This is a genomic window from Pseudomonas sp. KH_040 (assembly GCF_057839305.1).
This window is the reverse complement of the sequence record NZ_CM174487.1, coordinates 2,686,763-2,704,188: the sequence shown is the minus strand read 5'-3', so window position 1 is coordinate 2,704,188 and position 17,426 is coordinate 2,686,763. Positions and strand designations below refer to the sequence as shown.

Sequence of the window (17,426 nt, the reverse complement as noted above, 5' to 3'; positions counted from 1 at the left end):
CCGTACGGTTCCCCTGGAGACTGCCCCATGCTGCTGCCCCGCATCGCCACCCTCATCACCGGCCTGAGCCTTGGCGCCATGGCGCAAGCGGCACCGACGGTCTATCCGCTGACGATCGAAAACTGCGGCAGCACCCTCAATTTCCAACACGCACCGACGCGCACCGTGACCATCGGCCAGGCCGGCACGGAAATGCTCTACGCCATGGGCCTGGGCGACAAAGTCGTCGGCACCTCGTTGTGGTTCAACAACGTGCTGAATAAATACAAGACACAGAATGACAAGATCGAGCGTCTGGCCGATAACGAACCGAGTTTCGAATCGGTGATCGGCAAGCGCCCGGAACTGGTCGCCGTGGAGCTGGAATGGATGGTCGGCCCGCAAGGCGCGGTCGGCACCCGTGAGCAATTTCATGAATTGAAGATTCCGACCTACCTGCTGCCTTCCGATTGCGAAGCCAAGGACAACCTCGTCGGCGCCGATGGCACGCGACTGGCGCCGTTTCGCATCGAGACGATTTACAAAAGCGTGAGCCAACTGGCGCAAATCTTTGATGTGCAGGAGCGTGGCCAGCGGCTCAACGACGAACTCAAGGCCAGCCTCGCCAAGTCGATTGCCACCGCCCAAGGTAAACAACTGAAGGATGCCAGCGCGCTGGTGTGGTTCTCCAGTGCACAAATGGACATCGAGCCATTTGTGGCCGGACACAAAGGCATTCCCGATTTCATGCTCAGCACCCTCGGCGTGCGCAACGTGGTGGCGTCCGATGAAGAGTGGCCAACGGTCGGCTGGGAAACCATCGCCAAAGCCAATCCGACCTTCCTCGTGATCGCGCGCATGGATCGTCGACGCTTCCCCGCTGACGACTATGAAAAGAAACTCGCCTTCCTGCGCAGCGATCCGGTGACACGCAACATGGACGCGGTGAAACACAACCGCATCATCATTCTCGACGCCATGGCCATGCAGGCGAGCTTGCGCATGTTCGACGGCATCGAGCAACTGGCCACGGCCATCAACGGCTATGACCTGTCGCAATGAGTGCCAGCCTGATCCGTACGTTGCTGGCCCTGGCGACGCTGTTGATTGCAGTGGTTGCGGGCGTGGCCATCGGTGAAACCTCGATTGAACCGGGTGTGGTCGTGCAAGTGCTGGCGAACAAATTGTGGGGCGCCGGATACGCGCTGGATCCTATCGATGAAGGCATCGTCTGGAACTACCGCCTGACCCGCGCACTGGTCGCAGCCGCGTGCGGTGCCGGTCTGGCGACGTGCGGGGTGATTTTGCAGTCGCTGCTGCGTAATCCGCTGGCCGATCCCTACTTGCTGGGGATTTCTGCCGGCGCCTCGACCGGGGCGGTGATGGTCGCGCTGCTTGGCGTTGGCGCGGGGATGATCTCATTGTCAGTCGGTGCCTTCGCCGGCGCGGTCACGGCGTTCGTGCTGGTGATTCTGCTGGCGCGAGTCAGCGGTTCGGCCAGCGGCACCGGGCAGATCATTCTTGCCGGGATCGCCGGTTCGCAGTTATTCAATGCCCTGACGGCGTTTCTGATTACTCGTTCGGCCAGCTCCGAACAGGCGCGCGGCATCATGTTCTGGCTGCTGGGCAATCTCGGTGGCGTGCGCTGGCCATCGGTATGGCTGGCAGTGCCGGTTGCCGTGCTGGGACTGGTCGTGTGCCTGTGGCATCGGCGGGCGCTGGATGCGTTTACCTTTGGCGCGGATTCGGCGGCATCCCTCGGTATTCCGGTGCGACGGGTGCAGATTTTGCTGATTGGTTGTGCGGCGCTGGTGACGGCGGTGATGGTGTCGATTGTCGGTTCAATCGGCTTTGTCGGGCTGGTGATTCCCCACGCCGCGCGGCTGTTGCTCGGTACGGGTCATGCGCGATTGCTGCCGGCCAGTGCCTTGGGCGGTGCGGTGTTTTTGATTGCTGCTGATGTGCTGTCGCGCACGCTGATCAAGGGTCAGGTGATTCCGGTCGGGGTGATTACCGCGCTGGTCGGTGCGCCGGTGTTCGCCTTGATTCTGGTTGGCCGCAGGTCCGCGCGATGAACAGTGTTCTGAGTTGTTCTGGTCTGAGCTTCAAGGTACGCGGCGCCGAGTTGCTCAACGGTGTCAGCCTTGACGTCCGGCGCGGCGAAACCTTGGGTATCGTCGGGCCAAATGGCTCGGGCAAATCCACCCTGTTGAAGTTGCTGGCCGGGCTGCGTGAACCGAGCGCCGGCGAGGTGCTGCTCGAAGGTCAGCGCTTGGGCAAAATGGCCCGGCGCAGCATTGCGCAGAAGCTGGCGGTGGTCGAACAACAGGCCGACACCGACGACGGCATTCGCGTGTTCGATGCCGTAGCGTTGGGGCGCACGCCGTGGTTGTCGGCACTGCAACCGTGGTCGGCGGCGGACGATGCCATCGTCGAGCAGGCGCTCACCGACGTTGACGCGACGCACCTGCGCACGCGTCTCTGGCGCAGCCTGTCGGGTGGTGAGCGGCAGCGAGTGCATATCGCTCGCGCCCTGGCGCAGCGACCGCAGATTCTGTTGCTGGACGAGCCGGCCAACCACCTCGACATTCAGCATCAACTGACCATTCTCAACGTGGTGCAGGCGTTGCCGGTGACCACGTTGATCGCGCTGCATGATCTTAATCAGGCGTTGAAGTGTGATCGTCTGGCGGTGCTGGAGCGCGGGCGGCTGGTGGCGTTGGGCGCGCCGCTGGAAGTGCTGACACCGCAGCGGTTACAGGACACTTTCGGGGTCAGGGCGCATTACCTGACGGACCCGTTCGATGGGGCGCAGATTCTCCGGTTTCACTCATGAGATTGTGCATGTGGGTTGTTTGCCAGACCGGGTCAGCGTCGACATCGATAATCTCGAAGCCTTGGCGCTGCCAGAACGCGATGGCGCCCGGCAGAAATGGATGAGTATGCAGGTAGATCACTTCAACTCCGTCGGCGAGTGCCAGGTCTTTGAGTGATCGATACAGCGCACCGGCCAGGCCTGAGCGGCGCTGTGATGGCAGGACAAACAGACGGACGATTTCCACCACTTTAAGGTCCGGATAGAGCAAGTGCGGGAAGCGTCGGTCGTAAGGGAGATAGCCGATTGAGGCGACAATCTGCCCTTCGTGACGAGCGATCAGAAAGCGCCCTGCCCCACGCAGATAAACCTCGGCAAACCGCGCCAGATCGTCGGGCATGCCGGTCGCGCTGAGCTTGGGGAAAAGCTCGGCGCGGGCGCTTAGAACAAAATCCAGCACCTCGGGAATGTCTGCGTCGGACACGGTTTGGATAACGGGTTGATCACTCATGTAGCGGCAAATACCTAGGATGCGGCTGGGCACAGTAGCAACAGCTTTTCGGCGATGCCATGAGAATTCCCGTTTCTGAAAATACATACACAACCCCTGTAGGAGTGAGCCTGCTCGCGATAGCGGTGTGTCAATCACCGATGATTTGACTGACACACCGCTATCGCAAGCAGGCTCACTCCTACAAGGGGTTGTGTTTATTCAGGTGGTTAAGGTGTCAGGCCAGCTCTTTACGCAATTGCCGGGCGGCGGTGACCATATGCACCAGCGCCGCTTCCGTCTCCGGCCAGCCACGGGTTTTCAGGCCGCAGTCCGGGTTGACCCATAGCCGCTCGGCCGGAATACGCTTGGCAGCCTTGCGCAGCAGATTAGCCATTTCCGAAGCATCCGGAATGCGTGGCGAGTGGATGTCGTAGACGCCCGGGCCGATGTCGTTCGGGTAAGCGAACGCTTCGAAGGCCTCCAGTAACTCCATGTCGGAACGTGAGGTTTCGATGGTGATCACGTCGGCATCCATCGCCGCGATGGACTCGATCACATCGTTGAACTCGCTGTAGCACATGTGCGTGTGGATCTGCGTTTCGTCGCGCACACCGGAAGCACACAAACGAAACACCTCAGTCGCCCAGTCCAGATAATGCTGCCACTGCGCCTGACGCAACGGCAGACCTTCACGGAACGCCGCCTCATCGATCTGCACGATCTTGATGCCGGCGGCTTCCAGATCCACCACTTCATCACGAATCGCCAGCGCCAGTTGCCGCGCCTGCACTTCACGGCTGACGTCTTCACGCGGGAACGACCACATCAGCATGGTCACCGGCCCGGTCAGCATGCCTTTCATGACCTTGTCGGTCAGGCCTTGAGCGTAGCGGATCCACTCCACGGTCATGGCTTTCGGGCGGCTGAGGTCGCCGAAGATCACTGCCGGTTTCACACAGCGCGAACCGTAACTCTGCACCCAGCCAAACCGGGTGAATACGTAGCCGTCGAGTTGCTCGGCGAAGTACTCGACCATGTCGTTGCGCTCGGCTTCACCGTGTACCAGCACATCGAGGCCCAGACGTTCCTGGATTTCCACCGCGTGGCGAATTTCGCTGTGCATGGCTTCGGTGTATTCGGCTTCGGTCAGCTTGCCTTGTTTGAACGACTGGCGAGCGAGGCGGATTGACGCGGTTTGCGGGAAAGAACCGATCGTCGTGGTCGGGAACAGCGGCAGATCCAGACCGGCACGCTGCTTGGCGATGCGCTGGGGAAACAGCGACTGACGCTGGCTGTCCTTGGCCGTAATCGCGGTGACACGGGCCTGAACAGCCGGTTTGTGAATGCGCGGCGAAGCGGCACGCGCAACCTGCACCGAACGGCTTTCGGTCAGTACGCGCAGCACTTTCGGCGCTTCCGGCGCGTTGACCGCTTGAGCCAGAACCGCGACTTCTTCGCACTTCTGCACAGCGAAAGCCAGCCAGCTTTTCAACTCGGCATCGATTTTTTCTTCGCGGCCCAGATCCACCGGGCTGTGCAGCAGCGAGCAGGACGGCGCCACCCACAAGCGATCACCCAAACGCTCATGGGCATGGCGCAACGTCGCCAAGGCGTTTTCCAGATCGCAACGCCAGACGTTACGCCCGTTGACCACGCCCAGGGACAACACTTTGTAGGCCGGCAGACGATCGAGAATGGTCGGATACTGCTCCGGGGCGCGCACCAGATCGATGTGCAGACCGTCGACCGGCAGGTTCGCCGCCAGACCGAGGTTTTCTTCCAGACCACCGAAGTACGTGGCGAGCAGTTTTTTCAGCGGATCACGCTGAATCTGGTTGTAGGCACGCTCGAACGCGTTCTTCCATTCCTGCGGTAGGTCGAGTACCAGAATCGGTTCGTCGATTTGTACCCACTCGACACCTTGAGCAGCGAGGCGCGCGAAGATCTGCCCATACAACGGCAGCAAGCGATCAAGCAATTCCAGCTTGTCGAATTCGGCGCCCTTGGCCTTGCCCAGCCACAGATACGTCAACGGGCCGATGATCACCGGTTTGACGTTGTGGCCCAGCGCACGGGCTTCTTCGACTTCTTCAAACAACTGATCCCAACCCAACTGGAACTGTTGATCCGCGCTGAATTCCGGGACGAGGTAGTGGTAGTTGGTGTCGAACCACTTGGTCATTTCCTGGGCGTGCGCCCCGCCGCAGCAACTGTCGCTGACGCCACGGGCCATGGCGAACAGGGTGTGCAGATTGGCTTTGCCATCGTGCGGGCGGAAGCGCTCAGGGATCACACCGAACATCAGCGAGTGCGTCAGCACCTGGTCGTACCAAGCGAAATCGCCGACCGGCAGCAATTCGATGCCAGCGTTTTTCTGCAAGTCCCAGTGGGCCTTGCGCAGCTCGCGACCGACTTCACGCAGGCCTGCCTCGTTCAGTTCTCCTTTCCAGAACGCCTCTTGCGCTTTCTTCAGTTCGCGGTCGCGACCGATGCGCGGAAATCCAAGGGAATGGGCCAGTGCCATAACAAACAACTCCAGTGTTCTGTTGATGGCGGCCATTGTCGGCAGTGGTCGCTAGTGAGACAAACTCAATTTAATCTTGATCAACACAAGTTTCCCTCATGATCAAATGATCGCAGTCTGTCTCCTGAAAACACTCCGAGGTGAGAGCGTTTGGCACGGCTGAGCGTTTTTTGCGGCGGGAAACTTGTCGGCAATTCAAGCTGTTCGTCGCCATGAAGACGCCCTTTGAAAACTCGATGACGCCTCTGTGTAAACGCTCTCGAACCCGCCCCGGCAGGTCTTTGATTTCGATCTATCGTTAGATCGAAATGGCTGAATTGGCGACCGACTAAAGGTTGCGACAGCTGATGTCTGAGCCTATGTTGCACGCGAGTCTTTTCCCCGCGATTGGAACGCGATCAACACCACCAAGAGGTGAAGAAATGTCAAAGGAATCACGCCCTGCCGTACTTGGGCTGATAGGCAACACTCCGCTTGTGCAGGTCACCCGCTTTGATACCGGGCCGTGCACACTGTTTCTCAAACTTGAATCGCAGAACCCTGGGGGTTCGATCAAGGATCGCATCGGTCTGGCGATGATCGACGCCGCCGAGCGTGATGGTCGTCTGCAACCCGGCGGCACCATCGTCGAAGCCACCGCCGGCAACACCGGCCTGGGTCTGGCCCTGGTAGGCCGCGCCAAAGGCTATCGCGTGGTGCTGGTGGTACCGGACAAAATGTCCACCGAGAAAGTCCTGCACTTGAAGGCCATGGGTGCCGAAGTGCACATCACCCGCTCCGATGTCGGCAAGGGTCATCCCGAGTATTACCAGGACGTCGCCGCCCGTTTGGCAAAAGACATTCCCGGCGCGTTTTTCGCCGACCAGTTCAACAACCCGGCCAACCCGTTGGCCCACGAATGCAGCACCGCGCCGGAGATCTGGGCGCAGACTGAACATGATCTGGATGCCATCGTCGTCGGTGTCGGCTCGGCCGGCACGCTGACCGGCCTGAGCCGCTTCTTCAAACGCGTGCAGCCGGATCTGGAAATGGTCCTCGCCGACCCGGTCGGTTCGGTGATGGCGCAATACAGCCGTGACGGTTCGCTGCCGACGCCCGGCTCTTGGGCGGTGGAAGGCATCGGCGAAGACTTTATTCCGTCGATCACCGACCTCTCCAGCGTGCGCCACGCCTACTCGATCAGCGATGAAGAAAGCTTCGACCACGCCCGTCAGTTGCTCAAGGCCGAAGGCATTCTCGGCGGCTCCTCGACCGGCACCCTGCTCGCCGCCGCATTGCGTTATTGCCGCGAACAGACCGAGCCGAAACGCGTGGTGAGTTTCGTCTGCGACACCGGCACGCGTTATCTGTCGAAGGTCTACAACGACCAGTGGATGACCGACCAAGGCCTGTTGCAGCGCAAAGGCTACGGCGACCTGCGCGACCTGATTGCCCGCCGCTTCGAGGACGGCCGCGTGATCAGCGTCGGCCCTGACGACACCCTGCTGACCGCGTTCCAGCGCATGCGCCTGGCCGATGTTTCGCAATTGCCGGTGCTGGTGGAAGGCAAGCAACTGGTCGGTGTGATCGACGAATCCGACATCCTGCTGGCGGTGCACGAAGACGCCGCGCGCTTCAGCCAATCCGTCTCCAGCGTGATGACCGACAAACTGCAAACCCTTGCCCCTGGCGCCAGCCTTGCCGAGCTGGAAACGGTGCTCAGCCGTGGCCTCGTCGCGATCATTGCCGATGCATCGGGCTTCCATGGCCTGATCACTCGCACCGACATGCTCAACCAATTACGGAGATCCCTCGCATGAGTCAGCACGACGATAAATCCCAAGGCTTCGCGACCCGGGTGATCCACGCCGGGCAGACGCCGGACCCGACCACCGGCGCGCTGATGCCGCCGATCTACGCCAACTCCACGTACCTGCAAGACAGCCCCGGCGTGCACAAGGGTTTCGATTACGGCCGCTCGCACAACCCGACGCGTTTTGCCCTGGAACGCTGCGTGGCAGACCTGGAAGGCGGCACCCAGGCGTTTGCCTTTGCTTCCGGGCTGGCAACGATTTCCACGGTGCTCGAACTGATCGATGCCGGTTCGCACGTCATCTCCGGCAATGACTTGTACGGCGGCACGTTCCGCCTGTTCGACAAGGTCCGTCAGCGCAGTGCCGGACACCGTTTCAGCTACGTCGATCTGACTGACCTGGCGGCGTTCGAAGCGGCGCTGCAGGACGACACACGCCTGGTGATTGTCGAGTCACCGACCAACCCGCTGCTGAGCCTGTCGGACCTCGCCGCTATCGCCCGTATCTGCCGTGCACGCGGGATCATCAGCGTGGCCGATAACACCTTTGCCAGCCCATATATTCAGCGGCCGCTGGAGTTGGGTTTCGACATCGTGCTGCACTCGACCACCAAGTATTTGAACGGCCACTCCGATGTGATCGGTGGGATCGCCGTGGTCGGCCAGAACCAGGAACTGGCCGAGAAGCTGGGCTTCTTGCAGAACGCGGTCGGTGCGATTGCCGGGCCGTTCGATGCGTTTCTGACCCTGCGCGGGGTGAAGACGCTGGCGCTGCGCATGGAGCGTCATTGCAGCAATGCGCTGGACCTGGCGCAGTGGCTGGAGCAGCAGCCGCAGGTTAAACGCGTCTACTATCCGGGTCTTGAGTCACATCCGCAGCATGAGTTGGCCAAGCGCCAGATGCGCGGTTTCGGCGGGATGATTTCCGTCGACCTGAACAGTGATCTGGACGGTGCACGCCGTTTCCTTGAGAACGTGAAGATCTTCGCCCTCGCGGAAAGTCTCGGCGGCGTGGAAAGCCTGATCGAGCACCCGGCGATCATGACCCACGCAACCATTCCGGCTGATACCCGCGCAAAACTGGGGATTGGCGATGGCCTGGTGCGTCTGTCGGTGGGCGTTGAAGACGTTGAAGACCTGCGCGCCGACCTGGCGCAAGCGCTGCAATCGATCTGACCTGGCAAGAACGACAAAGCCCGCACGAAGCGGGCTTTGGTGTTCGAGTAGGCGGCCAGTGCTGGTCTCTGGCTTACAAGGTTTATCGGGCTTCCCACAGTACCGGGTCAAATTGAAAGTTAGTGCCTCGGCTGCTTCACACGGCATAAGGGCTGGATCTCAGCGCGGAGATCTTTCTAACCGTGTACCTTTCGGAGCGCGCCCCACGCCCCCTTGCTATCCGATTGCGCATCAGTCTGCGTCTTCGCCTACACCTTTGAGCCTAGCAAAGCCTCGTAGACTTGAATCAGAGTTTTTAGACTGATTTGAGCTTTGCTCAAAACGGGCAGGAAGATAAGCGCCTAAAGGCCGCCGATCCCCCCGCCGTACCGCCTCGCTATCGCGATCTATACTCAATCAGTTCGATCATGATTCTGTCGACACCCGCACGCCTGACGGTGTGCCCGTGCCTTTCGCCCACCAGACTGACCCAGGCCAATGAGTCATAACGCCAGCGAACAAGCGGCGGACGATGCCTTATCGCTTTGTGGCTGCCGGGTCATGGAGAAAACTATGAAACACAAGCTGTTGTCAGGCGTGCTTCTGGCGGTCGTGGCGACCGTGGTGGTGCCCAATGTCTGGGCTGCACAACCGCAGGCGTTGGCTTCCGATGGATCGGATCATGTCGGGGCCGGAGCGGTGGCTTCTGATGGTGCCGATCATGTCGGTGCAGGTGCGGTGGCTTCCGACGGCGCCGATCATGTCGGCGCTGGCGCGGTAGCTTCCGACGGCGCCGATCATGTCGGCGCTGGCGCGGTAGCTTCCGACGGTGCTGATCATGTCGGTGCAGGCGCCGTGGCTTCTGATGGTGCTGATCATGTCGGCGCGGGTGCGGTCGCTTCTGATGGCGCCGATCATGTCGGTGCAGGCGCAGTCGCTTCTGATGGTGCCGATCATGTCGGGGCGGGCGCAGTCGCTTCTGATGGTGCCGATCATGTCGGGGCGGGCGCAGTCGCTTCTGATGGCGCCGATCATGTCGGTGCAGGCGCGGTCGCTTCTGATGGCGCCGATCATGTTGGCGCGGGTGCGGTCGCTTCTGATGGTGCCGATCATGTTGGCGCGGGCGCAGTCGCTTCTGATGGTGCCGATCATGTCGGTGCGGGCGCATTGGCGGCAGATGGCGCCGATCGCACCGGCGTCAATCGGGTTGCCTATTCGCGTGTCGGCGTTGGTTCTGATCGCGTCGCCTCCGCACTGATGACCGGCAGTTATTCCGACCAGTTCAACAGTCCCCAGTAATCCTCCTTCGGCGCAACAGGCGGTTTTAGCGAGCTGCCTGTTGAGCGCCGCACTAGCACATTTGTGCTAATCGACCGGCCTGTCAGCTGGCGTTATATTCCCCCGCAACCCCCGATGTTCCTCAACGTTGCCAGTTCGCAGCGTGCGGGATCGTTGTGCCTGGAAATCAGAACAACACCAAGGAAGAAACACCATGAAACTCCATGCAAACCTTACCAAAATCGCCGTATTCGGTGCCGTGCTGCTCAGCGTGGCCGGCTGCCAGACCGTGAAACCGACTGAAGCGAGCATGAAAGAACGCGCTCAGACGGTGATCGGTAAACCGGTGTCGAAAATCGACAACATCCGCAACGACAGCACCCTCACCTACTACACCGCGTACACCCCGGCCGGGGAATACAACTGTGAATTGCCCAGCGGCGTAATCATCGCCGTGGCCAGCATGGGCATGATGTCGCCGCCGCTGTCGTGCCTGCCGAAAGGCGCCTCGCCAATCCCGCTGCAATAACTTCTCCGCCCGGTAAAGGACTCCGTTTGCTCATGAAAATCTTGATCGCGACACTCACCCTCAGCGCCCTTTTCCTCACTGGTTGCGCCACGCCAAAACAATGGGAAGCCACTGGCGGCAGCAAAAACGATGGCATCGTCCAGGTCTCCTATGAACTGGGCCAATTCGAAAGCGGCCAGACCAGCGCCGAACAAGGCCTGACCGTCGCCGCACAACGCTGCAAGACCTGGGGCTACAAGAACGCCGAAGTGACCGGCTCGGAGAAAAACATCTGCCGCACCATGGGCCAATACAACTGCCTGCAAACCACCATCACCCAGGATTACCTGTGCAAACGCTAGACGCTTGACCCTGTAGGAGCTGTCGAGTGCAACGAGGCTGCGATCTTTTGATCTTGCCCTTCTCATCAGCATCAAAAGATCGCAGCGTGCCGCAGCTCCTACAGCCCCATGGACTCCTACAAGGCATTTTCGGTGGGTTCGGGCTGGCGATCGCGCAGGGCTCTCAAGGTCGCGCGCAGTTCGGCCGGGCGTACCGGTTTGGACAGGATGGCGATGTCGCGGTCGTGCAAGGCTGCCTGGATTTTCTCGACGTCATGCCCGGTTATGATCATCGCCGGTACCGCCCAACCGCGCTGCCTGCGCATATCATCGATACATTCGATGCCGGTGGCATGGGTGCCGAGGTCATAGTCGGCGACGATGATGTCGCAGTCGGTGACCAAGTCCTGAGCCGTCAACTCGGCCTGAACCACACAGCCCCAACGCTCCAGCAACGCTGAAGTCGCCAGCAGCACATTGCGGTCATCTTCCACCAGGCACACCTTCAGCCCGGTCAGCAAACCGACTTGGCGCGCCTCATTCCGATTGACCGTTAACAGCGCTGGCGCGGCGATCGGCAACCCGTACAAAGTCACCGCCGTTCCGCGCCCAAGCCGCGAACGCAGAGTAACGCCGACACCGATCAACTCCCCCAGACGCTTGACGATCGACAGCCCCAGCCCAACGCCTTCGACATCCTTGTCGCGCACTTGCCGCACCCGATAAAACTCCTCGAACACCTTGCCCAGATGCTCCTCGGCGATACCGTTGCCACGGTCATAAACCACGATGGCCAGCCCTGCCCCGCGCCGGCGCACGCCGATCAATACCGGCCGTTGCGCACCGTATTTGAAGCAGTTGGACAGCACGTTCTGCACCATGGTCGCGAGCAACGCCGGATCCGTGCACACCCAATACTCACAGGGGCGCAAACGCAGTTCGACCCCGGCCCAACGCGCCGCTTCGGCGTTCTGGCGAATCAGATCCGCGAGCCATTCCCCTAAATTGAGGGTTTGCAGTTTGGGCAGAACCCGGCCGTTATCAAGGGTGTAGAGATCGAGAATCGAGCGGAACAGTTGCGAAACGTTGAGCAGCGATCGGTCGATGTTATCGACCAAGCGCCGTTCCTCGTCCCCCAACCGCGACTCCCTCAGGCACGCGGTAAACAGTCCAATTGAATGAATCGGCTGACGCAAATCATGGCTGGCCTGAGCGAGAAACCGCGACTTTTCCAGATTCGCCGCCACCGCCTCTTCGGAGGCCTTGCGCGTGCGTTCCAGCAACAAGTGCGCATAGAACGGAATCACCGTGCTGGTGAGCATCAGCATCAACACCATGAACGGTTGCGCCTGCCACACCGGCGTCAGGCGATAAACACACAGCAATGCCAGCAGCGCCAGCGCCGTGGCAATCGCCAGATAGCGCGAGCCATAGCGCATGCCATTGCCGAGGTTGACCCAGATGATCACCGCGTACAGCGGCAACGCCATCTCGCCGCCCACCACCAGACCAAAGCAGGTGCCGGTGTAATCATGGATCATGGCGAAAATCCGTCGCGCCGGGTAATGCCCCGGCCAGCGCGCAATCGCCTGACGCAGGGCGATCGAGGCCAACAAAAACACAATGATGTAGGTAATGATCGGCAGGTACGTATCGAAGCGCTGACCCGGCAAAAAGCCCAGTATCAGCATATAAACCACGGCGATACTGGCAATGATAATGCGCAGATTGGCCTGATCGAGTTCGGTGTTTTTCTCGAACTTCATGGTTAAACGTCCTTGTGCGGCAATCGTCAGTTTCAGAATCAGCCTACAGGCAACACACGCGCCCGGTGCTAAGGTGCAAGCCTTGAGTAACGCCTGACCCAGGGAGGGTCATGCCATGACCTGCCGAATTATCATAGCCGACGATCACCCGCTGTTTCGCGAGGCGATGCTGCGCACGGTGCAGCGGTTGCTGCCCGAAGCCGTTATCGAAGAAGCGGGCGATCTCGACGCCGTACTGGCGCTGCTGCCTTTGGGCGAGCCGGACACATTGATTCTCGACTTGCGCTTCCCCGGGCTCACGTGTGTGAGCCAGCTCGCCGAACTGCGTCGACGCTTGCCGCGTACCACGCTGATTGTGGTGTCGATGGTCGATGATGAGTCGCTGATCAGCGAAGTCATGACCGCTGGCATTGACGGTTTTATCGGCAAAAACATTGCCCCCGATGAAATCGGTCAGGCGATTCTGGCGATTCGTGAAGGTGAGGTGCTGGTGAAGTTTGCGCCGTCCGGCTTGCTGCCGCTGGAAACCGGCGCCGCCCTTACGCCTCGTCAGCAAGACGTCCTGCGCTTGATCGCCCAAGGCAAGACCAACAAGGAAATCGCCCGTGAACTGGATATTTCCCCGTTCACGGTGCGGATTCATGTGTCGTCGTTGTTGCGCACATTGAACGTGCCCTCGCGGGCAGCCGCGGTGAAGTATTCGGGCGGATTTAATTACTGAGCCGAGTTTTATACCGCCGGATCTGAGAAATGATCTCTGGTTCCCCGAACTCCGCAATCCGGGCTTCATCAATGGTAGTAGTCGTGCATGACAGGGCCCAATCCAATACTTCCGGATCGGAGGTAACCCACTGCACTATTTCCCTCGCAACAACAGGATCGCGTTTATTCAGCACGCCCGCTACGAGAAATAAAAGAGAACTACGCACGCGGTTAATTGCCAAATCCTTTGCTATCCGCTGTACTGATACAACAGAACCTCGATCCCCCAGAAGCACTGCTAGAAGACCCGCCCCCAGTGCATGGCACGTAGCGATCTGGTCGGCGCTAAACTCTTCGATCAGTCGCTGATCGATAGATTCGCGTGAATCCAGGAGAGCAACAATAGCAGCAGATTGCGAACGGCCTGTATCCGGTGTCATTGCCCAATCAAAAAGCATTCGTTGTAGATTTGCACCAGAGTTCGCCAGCACGCGGAAAATACCGGCGAGCACTTCATCGTCTGAGGAAAGTATGGCCTTGCTCCACAGCTCGAGACCGTCACGATACTCGACCCCGCCAAGTTCGATGAGTCCAGCAATTGCAACCCGCGCTATTGGATACTCCGAATTGGGGTACAGGTCACTCTGACACCATTGATCCTTGGCAAGCTTGATCAGCGTTTGCTGATAGGAAGGATGAACATTTGCACAGAGCGCTTCTGCCAAAGTCAATCGAACCGGGCTCCCTCGATGGTTTGCAAGATCCAGCAGGTACGCCGGCAAAGGCCCCTCCAGCGATGAGGCAATGGCACCGAGCGCCATCGCTACGGCATGCGCGAACTGGTTTTTCAAAGCAGCGTTCACATATGATGCCATCCCATGCCGGATAGCTGCCGATACCGCGTTCACAACCGTGTCGAAGTCATAGCTTGTCTCTAATGCCCAGCACACATCCGGCTCGATGAATAGCGGACAGTGTGCATCCAGTTGCAACCGGAGGGAGCGTATCAAAGCGTCTGCATTCTCAATACCTTGCAACGTTTGCAGCGCTGTTTGCGAAAGAACGACCCGTTTTTCTTTCTTCAGCTCGATTTCCGCAGCGCAGATTTCGTTGAACGGCGCAGGTAATTGCATCCGAGCCGCCTCAGCCAGCGCGTTCTGGCCTTTTTGGGTTTCATCGCAATGAAGATGCGCGAGCCCTCGCCCGATATTTACAAATCGCTCAACATTCCGCTCTTGTCTCAGATAAGCCAAAAGCTCCCGCCAGCCCTGTTGATCATTCCTTAAAACGCAAGCCAATGCTGAAGAGTCGACGGCAAACGTCGACGCCCCTTCACGCAGCCGCGTGTGAAGGGCAACACTGTATTGCTCTTTCCAGTCTGACAATAACGCCAACCAGAGGTATTCCTCCTCCTCTGTCCCGTATCCAACAGCGAAGGCTGCAGCAAGTTCGTCATCGTCCAGTGAATGCAAGCGAACATCTCTAGAGAAACTCCACAGCCAATGATGCCTAAGCCATTTTATATGCCGGTGACGCGCCAAACATTCCCAGTTTCGTTTGGCACGAGCGACATTGACATATGCTTCGAGAAACTGACGGGCCGCCTGCCCTTGGTCATTGTCGTGAAGAACGAACTCATGCTCCTCGTCATAAACGCAGTTGACCACATCAAGGTAATCCATCGCACGTTTGCGAAGGTCGTCCTCCGTTGGCGTCAGAAAGCTCACTGCCAAATCAACTATTTCTTCGAACCCGTCGAAGTCCTGAAGCGCGCCATAAGCAATAGCGTCATGCGAAAACAAGTCGCCGGCCTGAACTACTGCGCGTGCAGCATCCATAAAAGCAGACTCCAGACCGTGTACAAATTTTGAAAGTTCTTGGGCGAAGTTTGCCGGATAACTAGCAAAATCAATCGGCAACAGTGTTCGTATGAACGTTTCCAACAGAGGCTTTGTAGACATTGAAACCGCGCGCGCGCGATACCACTCAGCCGGTCGCATCAACGCTTCCCACTCATCCCTTCCGGCATACGCGGTTGGGGCTCGAGTCAATAAAAAGCGAGCAACCTCTGCAGCGTTGCTCGCGCTGGACCCCACATTGGCAGCGCATTTTAGATACTGTTCGAACTCCTTCCCGCCTTCCATAAGCCTTGCTTCCAGCCATGCATCAATCCTGGCTTGCACGGCTTCACCAGGTTCAATTGCAAAGGAAGTGCCGACCCGTTCAAGTATGAGAGCCGCTGTTGCAACGCCCCATTCGATTGTTGGACGCTTGCACAAAACCAGAAAATCAATCAGTCGACGCAACGCCTGCCGTACTTGCCGACGATTTTTCTCAAGCGCTCGGGTGATTCCGGCTTCGACTCTCGGATGGTAATAGGTAAGGTCACCTGCTTCGTTTTGGCGGAAGTTACGAGCGGCGACAAAGCAATCAACCAGCGAAGAGACATTCGCGGAATTTTTTTCATCCATGTCACATAGACCATCCTCGACCACAAGAAGGATCGAGCGAGTCACTTGGTCGCCGGTTCCAAGGAGGGCCCAAAGTATCGCGGCAGCGTCTATATCTCCGCGTGCCTCAATCTGCTCAATGACCGTTTGCTCTATCGAGTTTTGGTGTGCACGACGAATGGCCTCATTCACGATAAAAAAATCGCTGTGAAAATCCTCAGGATCCAACGCTCGTATGGCATCGAAGAATTTCTGAATTTCTAGCGGCGTAGCAAGTTCGCCCAGCACTTGGGTTTCAGACAGACGAGTGAGCTTTTGCTGTGCTTGCGGCAAACTGTCTACTCGAGTCGTGTAGAGCCTGTGCCGTTGATCCGAACCGTAGTGCTCAGCCTCCAGTTTGATCTCCCAGTTTTTTATCGTATCCAAAGAGCCTGATGCTAATGCAACGTCCCGTCTCGACGTTGCAATTATCATTCTGTCGGTTCTGGCACTGGCGAAAAAACGGCCGAGTTGATCGTTCCACGCGCGACTATTTTGATCAAAGTCGAACCGCCCCCACGGATCCTCGATGTCGTAGAGTACGGGCGCTGGAGTCGTATCGTCGCGCAGTTGTGAAGGGCCCTGCCTGATCAATACTCGCGTCAGCCCGGGATGTACTTTGCGCAATTCGTCATAGAGCATTTGAGTCGCAAGGGTTTTCCCTGTACCGGATTGGCCGACCAGAATCGCCGCCGATTTCTGTGCCATCTGCGCTCGCAGATCTGACCAGTTAGTCGGGTAAACATAATGCTCGAGCTCTGGCGAGCTCGCGAGATAGCCGTCATGCCGGCGAATGATGTCTTCGAGTTCCTGACGCTCCAAACGCCCCCCCCCTGCTCGCACTATTCGGGCACGAGCGGCTTCTCGCAACTGGATGAGGCACGCCTCAAGTCGAGCATTGGGTACGCGACAGCTTTCTCGAAGAAGTCGATCAATATCAACGCGAAGACGCTCGTCGTCCTGATTGGCAATGACAGCAAATCGCCCGGTGATGTCGTGATTGAGGCCCTTAGCGATCAACTGCGGTAATGTGTCCGGGCCGGGCCACATTCCCGGTCTGCGCCGACCGAGCTTTTGCGCATCACCGTTCAGGCCCGCACTGGTAACCAGCAAGTAACGGCAGCGGGGATCGGCCAGCCGAGTGGATGCACTGGGCCTGATTGTACTGCCGTATTCAAGCAGGCTTTTGAGCGTCTTCGGTGTCCAGGCATTACCTTCACGCCTCTTAGCCTGGACAACCAATGTATAGTCGGCCATCGGCACCAGACTCACGAGCCGTCCCGGCTCTTGACCTGAAAGTTCTGCTTCAAGATCTTCCTGACTTGCCGGCTCGAGCACCACCTCTCTGGTCTGTCGGGATACCAGAATCAAATCGAGAGCAAGCCAGACTGAGACATCTATCTGGTACTCGAATCCGGCGAGGGGAGTCGCTCTGGAGGCATGTTCATCTTCCGCAACAGTTCCGGTTGCGCCTTGATGTCCTTGAGATGTCATAGAAGATCGATCCAGACAGGCGACGATGACTTCTTCCTGTCGGGATCAGGAAGGGAAAAAACCGCCTGGAGTCATAGGGGTAACTGGCCG

14 protein-coding genes are annotated in these 17,426 nt (G+C 58.8%); 9 read left to right on the top strand and 5 right to left on the bottom strand.

What is annotated here, in order from left to right; genetic code table 11:
- Positions 1–27: 27 nt before the first annotated feature.
- Genes AC3IUF_RS12225 through AC3IUF_RS12215 form a run of 3 tightly spaced genes read left to right on the top strand, consistent with a single transcriptional unit; the run spans position 28 to position 2,815 of the window.
- Positions 28–1,041 (top strand): ABC transporter substrate-binding protein, encoded by a 1,014-nt coding sequence (locus tag AC3IUF_RS12225; RefSeq protein WP_489281117.1) that lies wholly within the window; start codon positions 28–30, stop codon positions 1,039–1,041.
- Positions 1,042–1,049: 8 nt separating this feature from the next.
- Positions 1,050–2,054 carry a FecCD family ABC transporter permease gene (locus AC3IUF_RS12220; protein ID WP_176472269.1) on the top strand — a complete coding sequence of 335 codons (1,005 nt, stop codon included), beginning with the start codon at positions 1,050–1,052 and terminating at the stop codon, positions 2,052–2,054.
- On the top strand, positions 2,051–2,815 hold the full coding sequence (locus AC3IUF_RS12215) for an ABC transporter ATP-binding protein (protein ID WP_414894001.1): 765 nt from the start codon (positions 2,051–2,053) through the stop codon (positions 2,813–2,815). The genes AC3IUF_RS12220 and AC3IUF_RS12215 overlap by 4 nt, the downstream gene beginning before the upstream one ends.
- Here the strand turns inward: AC3IUF_RS12215 and AC3IUF_RS12210 are convergent.
- A complete protein-coding gene (locus tag AC3IUF_RS12210; protein WP_489281628.1) occupies positions 2,754–3,305 on the bottom strand; it encodes a GNAT family N-acetyltransferase in 552 nt (183 codons plus the stop codon). The genes AC3IUF_RS12215 and AC3IUF_RS12210 overlap by 62 nt on opposite strands.
- Before the next feature lie 217 nt (positions 3,306–3,522).
- Positions 3,523–5,811, bottom strand: coding sequence for a 5-methyltetrahydropteroyltriglutamate--homocysteine S-methyltransferase (gene metE, locus AC3IUF_RS12205; protein WP_489281116.1), 2,289 nt, complete (start codon positions 5,809–5,811; stop codon positions 3,523–3,525).
- A gap of 422 nt (positions 5,812–6,233) precedes the next feature.
- Here metE and AC3IUF_RS12200 point away from each other — a divergent pair, with 422 nt between their 5' ends.
- Together AC3IUF_RS12200 and AC3IUF_RS12195 are read left to right on the top strand one after the other, a co-directional pair.
- Positions 6,234–7,610, top strand: a complete 1,377-nt coding sequence (locus tag AC3IUF_RS12200) for a pyridoxal-phosphate dependent enzyme (RefSeq protein WP_095111476.1) — start codon at positions 6,234–6,236, stop codon at positions 7,608–7,610.
- Positions 7,607–8,779 carry a cystathionine gamma-synthase gene (locus tag AC3IUF_RS12195; protein WP_141128681.1) on the top strand — a complete coding sequence of 391 codons (1,173 nt, stop codon included), beginning with the start codon at positions 7,607–7,609 and terminating at the stop codon, positions 8,777–8,779. Before AC3IUF_RS12200 ends, AC3IUF_RS12195 begins: the two co-directional genes overlap by 4 nt.
- A 570-nt stretch (positions 8,780–9,349) precedes the next feature.
- Here AC3IUF_RS12195 and AC3IUF_RS12190 read toward each other — a convergent pair.
- Positions 9,350–9,598, bottom strand: coding sequence for a hypothetical protein (locus tag AC3IUF_RS12190; RefSeq protein ID WP_489281115.1), 249 nt, complete (start codon positions 9,596–9,598; stop codon positions 9,350–9,352).
- Between AC3IUF_RS12190 and AC3IUF_RS12185 the strand changes: the two genes are divergently transcribed.
- From AC3IUF_RS12185 to yecR, 3 genes are all read left to right on the top strand, one after another.
- Entirely contained in the window at positions 9,597–10,016 is a 420-nt protein-coding gene (locus AC3IUF_RS12185; RefSeq protein WP_489281114.1) for a hypothetical protein, read from the top strand. The genes AC3IUF_RS12190 and AC3IUF_RS12185 overlap by 2 nt on opposite strands.
- A 234-nt stretch (positions 10,017–10,250) precedes the next feature.
- Entirely contained in the window at positions 10,251–10,565 is a 315-nt protein-coding gene (locus tag AC3IUF_RS12180; protein WP_095125682.1) for a hypothetical protein, read from the top strand.
- A 32-nt stretch (positions 10,566–10,597) separates the two neighbouring features.
- Positions 10,598–10,906 carry a YecR family lipoprotein gene (gene yecR, locus AC3IUF_RS12175; RefSeq protein ID WP_123374976.1) on the top strand — a complete coding sequence of 103 codons (309 nt, stop codon included), beginning with the start codon at positions 10,598–10,600 and terminating at the stop codon, positions 10,904–10,906.
- Positions 10,907–11,022: 116 nt separating this feature from the next.
- Here yecR and AC3IUF_RS12170 read toward each other — a convergent pair whose 3' ends face one another.
- The gene (locus tag AC3IUF_RS12170) at positions 11,023–12,651 is read right to left on the bottom strand and encodes an ATP-binding response regulator (protein WP_489281113.1); all 1,629 of its coding nucleotides are present in this window, start codon (positions 12,649–12,651) and stop codon (positions 11,023–11,025) included.
- 115 nt (positions 12,652–12,766) lie between these two features.
- On the opposite strand from AC3IUF_RS12170, the gene AC3IUF_RS12165 reads away from it, so the two are divergent.
- Positions 12,767–13,372 carry a response regulator transcription factor gene (locus tag AC3IUF_RS12165; protein WP_095125684.1) on the top strand — a complete coding sequence of 202 codons (606 nt, stop codon included), beginning with the start codon at positions 12,767–12,769 and terminating at the stop codon, positions 13,370–13,372.
- On the opposite strand, the gene AC3IUF_RS12160 is transcribed toward AC3IUF_RS12165, so the two are convergent.
- Entirely contained in the window at positions 13,362–17,336 is a 3,975-nt protein-coding gene (locus tag AC3IUF_RS12160) for an nSTAND3 domain-containing NTPase (protein ID WP_489281112.1), read from the bottom strand. The two genes, AC3IUF_RS12165 and AC3IUF_RS12160, sit on opposite strands and share 11 nt — an antisense overlap.
- Positions 17,337–17,426 lie beyond the last annotated feature (90 nt).